The sequence below is a fragment of the Spirillospora sp. NPDC047418 genome (assembly GCF_040643275.1).
Lineage (GTDB): Bacteria > Actinomycetota > Actinomycetes > Streptosporangiales > Streptosporangiaceae > Spirillospora.
On record NZ_JBEYTW010000068.1, the window covers coordinates 37,689 to 47,527 of the forward strand.

The 9,839-nt window shown below is 74.4% G+C and carries 2 protein-coding genes; both read left to right on the top strand.

From position 1 onward, the window contains the following. The first annotated feature begins 3 nt into the window (after positions 1–3). Positions 4–4,848 carry an amino acid adenylation domain-containing protein gene (locus ABZ806_RS32040; RefSeq protein WP_500221177.1) on the top strand — a complete coding sequence of 1,615 codons (4,845 nt, stop codon included), beginning with the start codon at positions 4–6 and terminating at the stop codon, positions 4,846–4,848. Further along, positions 4,845–9,839: amino acid adenylation domain-containing protein (locus tag ABZ806_RS32045; RefSeq protein WP_500221178.1), on the top strand; the 4,995-nt coding region annotated here is incomplete at its 3' end. The genes ABZ806_RS32040 and ABZ806_RS32045, both read left to right, overlap by 4 nt.

The following is a 9,839-nucleotide window of genomic DNA, read 5'->3' on the forward strand; positions in this document are numbered from 1 at the left end:
CCCATGACCGAGCGCCTGCTTCCCGACATGGTCGCCCGGCGGGCCGAGCGGTCGCCGGAGGCGGTCGCGGTCGTCGCCGGCCGCGACCGCCTCGGCTACGCCGACCTCGACCGCCGCGCCAACCGGCTCGCGCACCTGCTGCGCGCCCGCGGCGCCGGACCCGGATCCCTGGTCGGCGTCCGCATGCACCGCGGCACCGAGCTGGCCGTCGCGCTGCTCGGCGTGTGGCGGGCGGGCGCCGCGTACGTCCCGCTCGACCCCGGGCACCCCGCCGAGCGGCTGCGCCGGATCCTCGCCGCGACCGGCGGCCCGCCGGTCGTGACGCAGCGGGCGCTCGCCGGCGACCTCGCCGGGACCGGCGCCGAGGCGGTGTGCGCCGACGCCGAGCCGATGCTCGCGGAGCAGCCCGGCACCCCGCCGGACGGCGGACCGGGCCCCGCCGACGCCGCGTACGTCGTGTTCACCTCGGGCTCGACCGGCACCCCCAAGGGCGTCGTGATCACCCACGAGGGCATCGCGAACCGGGTGGCCTGGACGGTCCGCACCCACGGCCTGGGCGAGCGGGACCGGGTGCTGCAGAAGACGTCGCTCGGCTTCGACGCGGCCTGCTGGGAGTTCTTCGGCCCGCTGACCGGCGGCGGAACCGTCGTCATGGCGCCCGTCGGCGCCGAGCGCGACACGGCCGCCATGGTCGAGGCGGTCGCGCGGCACGGGATCACCGTGCTGCAGGTCGTCCCGTCTGTGCTGCGGATGCTCGTCCGCGAACCGGGCTGGGCGGAGTGCCGCTCGCTGCGGCTGCTGTTCTCCGCCGGGGAGCCCCTGCACGCCGAGCTGTGCCAGGAGTTCCGCCGGCTCGTCCCGGACGTGGAGATCTGGAACACCTACGGCCCCACCGAATGCTCGATCGACGTGACCGCGCACCGGTTCGATCCCGCGCAGGAGACCGGGCCGGTGCCGATCGGCCGCCCGATCGACGGCACCCGCGTCGTGGTGCTCGACCCGGACGGCTCGCCCGTGCCGCCCGGCCTGCCCGGCGAGCTGTGCGCGGGCGGCCCCGGCCTCGCCCGCGGCTACCTCGGCCGGGCCGACCTGACGGCCGCGCGCTTCGTGCCCGACCCGTACGGGCCGCCGGGGTCCCGCCTCTACCGGACCGGCGACCGGGTGCGGTGGAGTCCCGGCGGGACGCTGGAGTACCTCGGCCGCCTCGACCGCCAAGTCAAGATCAACGGTGTCCGGATCGAGCCCGGCGAGGTCGAGTCGGCGCTGCTGGCCCATCCGGGGGTGCGGGGCGCTGTGGTGGACACGGCGCCCGCGCCCGACGGCACCGACCGCCTCGTCGGCTACGTCGCCGGCGCGGACGGCACGTCCGCGGACATGCTGCGCGGGTATCTGCGCGATCGCCTGCCCGAGCCGTTCGTCCCGTCGGTGCTCGTCCGGATGGACGCGCTCCCGCTGACCGCGAACGGCAAGGTGGACCGGGCCGCGCTGCCCGTCCCCGACCTGGCCGGCCACCCCGGCCGCCCGCCCTACACCGCTCCCCGCGATCCCGTCGAGGAACTGATCGCGCAGCTGTGGGCCGAGCTGCTGAAGGTCGACCGGGTCGGCGCGCACGACGACTTCTTCCAGCTCGGCGGCACCTCCCTGATGCTCACCCGGCTCGCCGGCCGGCTGCGGACCGCGCTCGGCGGCCGGGACCGGCTGCGCGGCCTGTTCGGCGCCCCGACCGTCGCCGAGCAGGCCCGGCTGCTCGGCGGCGCCGGGGAGCAGCCGCCGCCGGTGCGGCCCGTGCCGCGCCCCGCCGCGGGCACCCTGCCCGTCTCGTTCGGGCAGCGCAGGCTGTGGTTCCTGGACCGGATGCGGCCCGGCAGCGCCGAATGGCTCGCCCCGGTCTTCGTCCGGCTCGACCGGGGCACCGGCCCGGACACCGTCCGCCGGGCCCTGGCCGACCTCGCCGACCGGCACGAGATCCTGCGGACCCGCTACACCGAGGAGGCGGGCGAACCGCGGCAGATCGTCGACGCGCGCGTCGACCCCGACCTGACCGTCCTCGACACCGACCGGGCCGGCCTCGCCAAGATCTTCCGGACCGAGTTCGAGCGGGGCCTCGACCTGGAGGCGGGCCCGGTGTGGCGCGCGGTGCTGGCACGGCCCGACGGGGAACCGCCGCTGCTGCTGCTGACGATCCACCACATCGCCTGCGACGGCTGGTCGGCGGCGCTGCTGGAACGCGACGTGCGGGAACTGTGCGCCGCCCGCGCGGCGGGACGCACCCCGGAACCGGCCCAGCCCGCCGTGCAGTACGCGGACTTCGCCGCCTGGCAGCGCGACTGGCTGACACCCGGACGGCTCGAACGCGCGCTGGCGTTCTGGCGGACGGCGCTCGCCGGTCTCACGCCGCTGCGGCTCCCGACCGACCGGCCGCGCCCCGCCGAGCGCGACGCGCACGGCGCCGTCGTGTCCTTCACCGTGCCGGCGCCGCTCGCCGGCGCCCTCGACTCGCTCGGCCGGTCCGCCGGAACCACGCCGTTCATGACGCTGCTGGCGGCCTTCTCCGTCCTGATGGGCCGGTACGCGGGGCAGCGGGACGTCACGATCGGCACGCCCGTCGCCGGGCGGAGCGTGCCCGAGGTACAGGACGTCGCCGGGTTCTTCCTCAACTCGCTGGTGCTGCGCTGCGACCTGGCGGGCGGCCCGTCCTTCCGCGACGTCCTGGCCCGCACCCGAGCCACCTGCCTGGCCGCCTTCACCCACCAGGAACTCCCGTTCGAACACCTGGTGGACGAGCTGCAGCCCGAGCGCGACCTGTCCCGCACGCCGCTCTACCAGGTCGCCTTCGACCTGCACGACGAGCGGCTGACCAGCGGCGGCGCCGACCTGACCGACCTCGACACCTACCAGCAGAGCTGGCACGTCGCGAAGACCGACGTCACCCTCTTCATGCGGCGCCGCCCGGACGGCTCCATGGTCGGCGCCTTCGAGTACGCCACCGCGCTGTTCGACGCCGCCACGGTGGAGCGGCTCGCTCGGCACTTCGTGCGCCTGCTCGACGCCGTCACCACCGACCCCGACGCCGGGGTGGACGACGTCGATTTCCTCACCGCCGACGAGCGCGAACTGCTGGTGTCGGGTTGGAACCGGACGTCGGCGGTGGTGCCGCCGGTGTCGGTGTGCGGGTTGTTCGAGGAGCAGGTGTCACGTACTCCCGACGCGACCGCCGTCGTCTGGGACGAAGGTTGCCTCACCTATGCGGAGTTGGATGGGCGGGCGAATCGTTTCGCGCGTCATCTCCAGAGCTTGGGTGTGGGGCCGGAGTCGGCGGTGGGTGTGCAGTTGGACCGTGGCCCGGATCTGGTGGTGGTGTTGCTGGGTGTGTGGAAGGCGGGCGCGGCCTACGTTCCCTTGGACCCGTCGTATCCGGCGGGGCGGGTATCGGTGATGCTGGCCGATGCCGGCGCCGAGTCGATGGTGACGTCGGTGGATTGGGAGTCACTGGCCGGGCTTGATGATGGCCCGCTGGATGTGGCGGTGGACCTCGACGGCTTGGCGTATGTCATCTTCACTTCTGGTTCGACCGGTCGTCCCAAGGGCGTCCAGGTGACTCACCGGGGTTTGGTGAACCATGTGCGGTGGGCGGCCGATGAGCTGGTCTCGCGCGGGTCTGGTGGCGGGGCGTTGTTCTCGTCGGTCGCGTTCGACCTGCCGGTGCCGAACCTGTGGGCCCCGTTGGTCTGCGGTCAGCCGGTGCGGATCTTTCCGCAGGATCTGGATCTGGCCGACCTCGGTGGGGCGCTGGCCCAGGCGGGCCCGTTCAGTTTCTTGAAGTTGACGCCGGGTCAGCTGGATGTGGTGACCGAGCGGTTGGCCGATGCGTCGGGGCTGGCCGGGATGCTGCTGGTGGCGGGGGAGCCGCTGCACTGGCGGACGGTGGAGCGGGTCCGTGGGCTGGGGTTCACCGGTCCGGTGGTCAACGAGTACGGGCCGACCGAGGCGACCGTGGGCACCTGTACCTTCCCGGTTCCGCGTGACGGCGAGGGGGAGGTGGTGCCGATCGGGTTGCCGCTGCCGAACATGACCATGTACGTGCTGGACGCGACCATGCGTCCTGCCCCGCTGGGTGTGGTCGGTGAGCTGTACGTCGGTGGTGCGGGGGTGGCGCGCGGGTATGCGGGGCGCCCGGATCTGACCGCCGACCGGTTCGTCCCCGACCCGTTCGGCCCGCCCGGGGCGCGCCTGTACCGCACGGGTGATCTGGTGCGCCGCGCGCCGGACGGGAATGTGGAGTTCGTCGGGCGGGTCGATGACCAGGTCAAGATCCGCGGGTACCGGGTCGAGCCGGGCGAGGTCCGCGCCGTGCTGGCCGGGCACGACGCCGTCCACGACGCGGCCGTCGTCGCCGGCGATGAACGGCTGGTCGGGTACTACACCGCCGTCCAGGACGTCCCCGACCTCGCCGCGTACTGCGCGCGGCACCTCCCGGACTACATGGTCCCCGCCGTCTTCATCCGGCTGCAAGAAATCCCGCTCAACGCCAACGGCAAGCTCGACCGCACCGCGCTGCCCGACCCGGAGGCGGACCCGGCCGGGGCCGGGTTCGCGGAGCCGCGCAACGTCGTCGAGGAGCGGGTCGCGGAGCTGTGGACGGAAGTGCTGGGCGCCCGGGTGGGCGTCCACCACGACTTCTTCAAGATCGGCGGGAACTCGATCCTGGCCATCCGGTTGATCTCCGCGCTGCAGGAGGCGTTCGAGGTCGAGCTGCGGGTCCGGACGATCTTCGAGCGGCCGACCGTCGCCGGCCAGGCCGCGGCGATCGAGGAGCAGGTCAGGGCCGACATCGAGGGAGAGGCATGAGCACGGGCGAGATCGTGACGTCGGACTCCGCGCAGCGCCGGGCGGAGCTGCGCAGGCGGCTCGAAGGCCGGGGGCGGGGCGGCGGCCGCCGGGCGATCCCGCCGGCGGACCGCTCGGGGCGGCTGCCGCTGTCGTTCGGGCAGCAGCAGATGTGGTTCCTCGACCGGCTCGATCCGGACGGCACCGAATACCTCGTCCCGATGGTGCTGCGGCTGCGCGGCCCGCTGGACGTCCCGGCGTTCGCCCGCGCCTGGAACACGGTCGTCGGGCGGCACGAGGTGCTGCGCACCCGCTACGCCATGGCCGGTGACGAGCCCGTCCAGGTGATCGATCCGGCCGGGCCCGCCGACGTGCCGCTGACCGACCTCGCCTCCGTCCCCGCGGACGCGCGGTGGGACGAGGCGTTCGCGCTGGCCGAGCGGGAGGCGGCCACCGGGTTCGACTTGGAGCGCCAGTGGCCGGCCCGCGCCCGGCTGGTGCGGCTCGCCGCCGACGACCACCTGCTGGTCCTGGTGTTCCACCACATCGCCTGCGACGCCTGGTCGACCGGCGTGCTCGGCGCGGAGCTGAGCACGGCGTACCGGGCGTTCACCGCGGGCCGCGAGCCGTCGTTCGAACCGCTCCCCGTCCAGTACGCCGACTTCGCCGCGTGGGAGCGGGGCCGGATGTCGGGGCAGACGCTGGAGCGGCACCTCGGGTACTGGCGGGACCGGCTGGCGGGCCTGAACCCCCTCGAACTGCCGACCGACCGGCCGCGTTCGGCCGTCCGGGACCGCGCGGGCGCGCTCGTCGCGTTCGACCTCCCGGCGGGCCTCGCCGAAGGGGTGTGCGAGCTGGCGGCGCGGCACGGCGTGACCCCGTTCGTGGTGCTGCTCACCGGCTTCCAGCTCCTGCTCGCCCGCTACAGCGGGACGACGGACGTCGCCGTCGGCACGGCCGTGTCCGGGCGCGAGCGGCCCGAGCTGCAGCGGCTCATCGGCTACGGCATCAACAGCCTGGTGCTGCGGGCCCGCTGGGACGACGATCCGACGTTCGCCGAGCTGCTGGCGCGGGGCCGCGCGCTGACGCTGGACGCCTTCGACCACCGGGACGTCCCCTTCGCCCGCCTGGTGGACGAGCTGCGTCCGGACCGCGACCAGTCCCGCACCCCGCTGTTCCAGGTCGTGTTCGACCTGGTGGAGCCGCGCGCCGCGCTGCTCGACCTGCCGGGGGTCGAGGCCGTGCCGGTCGAGGCGGCGTCCCGCACCGCCCGCTTCGACCTGACGCTGCAGATCGAGGCGGGGCCGGACGGCGGCATGAGCGGCCGCCTGGAGTACGCGACGGCGCTGTTCGACGCGGCGACCGCGCGGCGGCTCACCGGGCACCTGGTCCGGCTGCTGGAGAACGTCGTCGCCGACCCGGACGCGCGGGCCTCGGCCGTCGACCTGCTGCCGGCCGCCGAGCGCGACGGGCTGCTCGCCGCCGGTGCCGGGCCGGAGCCGGCCGCGCCGCCGCGTCCCGTCCAGCAGGTGATCGCCGAATGGGCGGCCCGGACCCCGGACGCCGTCGCCGTCACGACCCGGGGCGCCGAGACGTCGTTCGCGGAGCTGGACGCGCGGGCCGACCTGTTCGCGCGGCGGCTGCGGAGCCTCGGCGTGGGCGCCGAGACCCTCGTCGGGGTCCTGCTGGACCGCGGCCCGGACCTGGTGGCCTGCCTGCTCGGGATCTGGCGGGCCGGCGGCGCCTACGTGCCGCTCGACCCGTCCTACCCGGCCGAGCGGCTCGGCTACATCCTCGGCGACACCGGCGTGCGCCTGGTCGTGACCGAGACCCGGCACGAACCCCTCCTGGACGCCGCCTACAGCGGCGACCGCCTCCTGGTGGACGGCGGCGGACTGGACGGCGCGTCCGCCGACGAGCCGGTCGAGCCCGCGGCCGACCTCGACACCCTCGCCTACGTCATCTACACCTCGGGCTCCACCGGCCGCCCCAAGGGCGTGCTCGTCCCGCACCGCGGCCTCGCGGGCTACCTCGACTGGACGCTCACCGCGTACGCGTCGGCGGGGACGGGCGGGGCACCGCTGTTCTCCTCGATCGCGTTCGACCTCGGCGTCCCCGACCTCTACACGCCGCTCATGGCCGGGCAGCCCGTGCACCTGCTGCCGCAGGAGTTCGAGATCACCGACCTGGGGGACCTGCTCGCGGAGCGGGCCCCGTACGCGTTCGTCAAGGTCACCCCCGGCCACCTCGCGCTGCTCGCCGAGCAGCTGGACGCCGGGCGGCTGGCGGGGCTCGCGGGCCTGGCGATCGCGGCGGGCGACGCGTTCACCGCCCGGCTCGCCGACCGGTGGCGGGAGCTGGCGGGCCCGGACGGCACCCGGCTCGCCGCCGAGTACGGCCCGACCGAGATCACCGTCGGCAACTCTGGGCTGGAGGTCGCCGGCGGCACCCGCGCCGAACTGGTCTCGATCGGCGTCCCCATCCCCGGGACGACGATGTACGTGCTGGACGCGCTGATGCAGCCGGTGCCCGCCGGGGTGGTCGGCGAGATCTACATCGGCGGCGCCGGCGTCACCCGCGGCTACGTGAACCGCCCGGACCTGACCGCCGACCGCTACGTCCCCGACCCGTTCGGGCCGCCCGGCGCGCGGCTGTACCGCACCGGCGACCTCGGCCGCGCCACGGCCGCCGGCGACGTGGAGTTCGCCGGCCGCGTCGACGACCAGGTCAAGATCCGCGGCTACCGGATCGAGCCGGGCGAGATCCGCTCGGTGCTGGCCCGCCACCCCGGACTGCGGGACGCGGTCGTCCTGGTCGACGGCGCGGGTGAGGGCGGAGGCGGCGGTGCGGGCGACGGCGGCGCCCGGCTGGTCGCCTACTGCGTGCCGGCCGCCGGCGACCTGCCGTCCCGCGCCGACCTCGACGCGCACTGCGGGGCGGCGCTGCCCGACTACATGGTGCCCGCCGCCTACGTGCCGATCGGCGCGGTCCCGCTGACGTCCAACGGGAAGGTGGACCGTGCGGCGCTGCCCGCACCGGACCGCGCCGCGCTCGGATCGGGGCGGGAGTTCGCGGCGCCGCGCACCCCGGTCGAGGAGCGGGTCGCCGCGATCTGGGCGGACGTGCTCGGCGTGGACGGCGTCGGGGTGCACGACGGGTTCTTCGACCTCGGCGGAGACTCGATCCGCGCGGTCGCGCTCGTCGGCGCGCTGAAGGAGGCCGGTTTCGCCGTCACCGTCCGCGACGTCTTCGACCACCGCACCGTCGCCGCGCTGTGCGAGGCCCTCGCCGACCTGCCCGAGGACGCGGCCGGCGGCGCCGCGCCCGCGGCCGCGGTCGCGCCGTTCGAGCAGATCTCCGCGGCGGACCGGGCGGCCCTCCCGGACGGCGTCGCCGACGCCTACCCGCTGTCGCGCGTGCAGCTCGGCATGATCGTCGAGATGCTGGCCGGGGACGGCGCGAACAAGTACCACAACGTGACGTCCTTCCGGATCCGCGACGACGCGCCGTTCGACCTGGACGCCTTCCGGCGGGCCGTCGCCCTCGTCGTGGACCGGCACGAGGTGCTGCGGACCTCGTTCGACCTGGACTCCTACTCCGAACCCCTCCAGCTCGTCCACGCCGAGGCCGAGATGCCGGTCGGCATGGCGGACCTGCGCGGCCGGGACGAGGAGGAGCAGCGGGAGGCGCTGCACGACTACACCGCCCGCAACCGCGCCGACCTGTTCGACCTCGGCGCGCCGCCGCTGCTGCGGCTGTTCGCCTACGTCTGTGACAACGACGTGTGGTGGCTCTCGACCACCGAGTGCCACCCGATCCTGGAGGGCTGGAGCCATCACACGCTGCTGATGGAACTCCTGGACGCCTACCGGCGGATCCGCGACGGTGGCGAACCCGAGCCGCACGACGCACCGCCGGTGCGGTACGCCGACTTCATCGCCGCCGAACGGCAGGCGCTCCAGTCGGACGAGGACCGCTCCTACTGGAGGGACATCGTCCGCGACCACGCCGCGTTCCCCTGGCCCCGGAACTGGGGTGAGGGCCCGGACGCGCCCCGCGACGGCTACGTCGTCCCCGTCATGTTCTACGACCTCGTGGAGGACCTGCGCGCCCTCGCCCGCCGGACGGAGGTGTCGCTCAAGAGCGTCCTGCTCTCGGCGCACCTGAAGGTGCTGAGCACGCTGACCGCCGAGGACTCGTTCTTCACCGGTCTCGTCTGCAACGCGCGCCCGGAGGTCACCGGCGCCGACCGCGTGTACGGGATGTACCTCAACACGCTGCCGTTCGCGCACGAGCGCGGCGCCCGCACCTGGCGGGACCTGCTGCGGCAGGTGTTCGCCCGCGAGGTCGAGCTGTGGCCGCACCGCCGCTTCCCCATGCCCGAGATCCAGCGGCTCGCCGGCGGTGACCGGCTCATCGAGACCAGCTTCAGCTACCAGGACTTCCACCAGGTCGATACCGACCTCATCGACTACCTCGCCAGCATCGACGAGAGCCCCACCGAGTTCGCGTTCGCGGTCTCCGCGCGGGTCGGGTACCTCATCCTGTCCTGCAACACCCCGAACCTCACCCGCGAGAACGCCGACCGCCTCGCGGCCATGTACCGGGCGGTCCTGGAGTCGATGGCCGCCGACCCGGACGGCGACGCCCAGGCCGTCTACCTGCCCGAGGGCGAGCGCGAACTGCTCGTGGCGGAGTGGAACCGGACGTCGGCGGCGGTGCCGCCGGTGTCGGTGCGCGACCTGTTCGAGGAGCAGGTGTCACGTACTCCCGACGCGACCGCCGTCGTCTGGGACGAAGGTTGCCTCACTTATGCGGAGTTGGATGGGCGGGCGAATCGTTTCGCGCGTCATCTCCAGAGTTTGGGTGTGGGGCCGGAGTCGGCGGTGGGTGTCCAGCTCGACCGTGGCCCGGACTTGGTGGCGGTGTTGCTGGGTGTGTGGAAGGCGGGCGCGGCCTACGTTCCGCTGGACCCGTCCTACCCGGCCGAGCGGGTGTCGGCGATGCTGGCC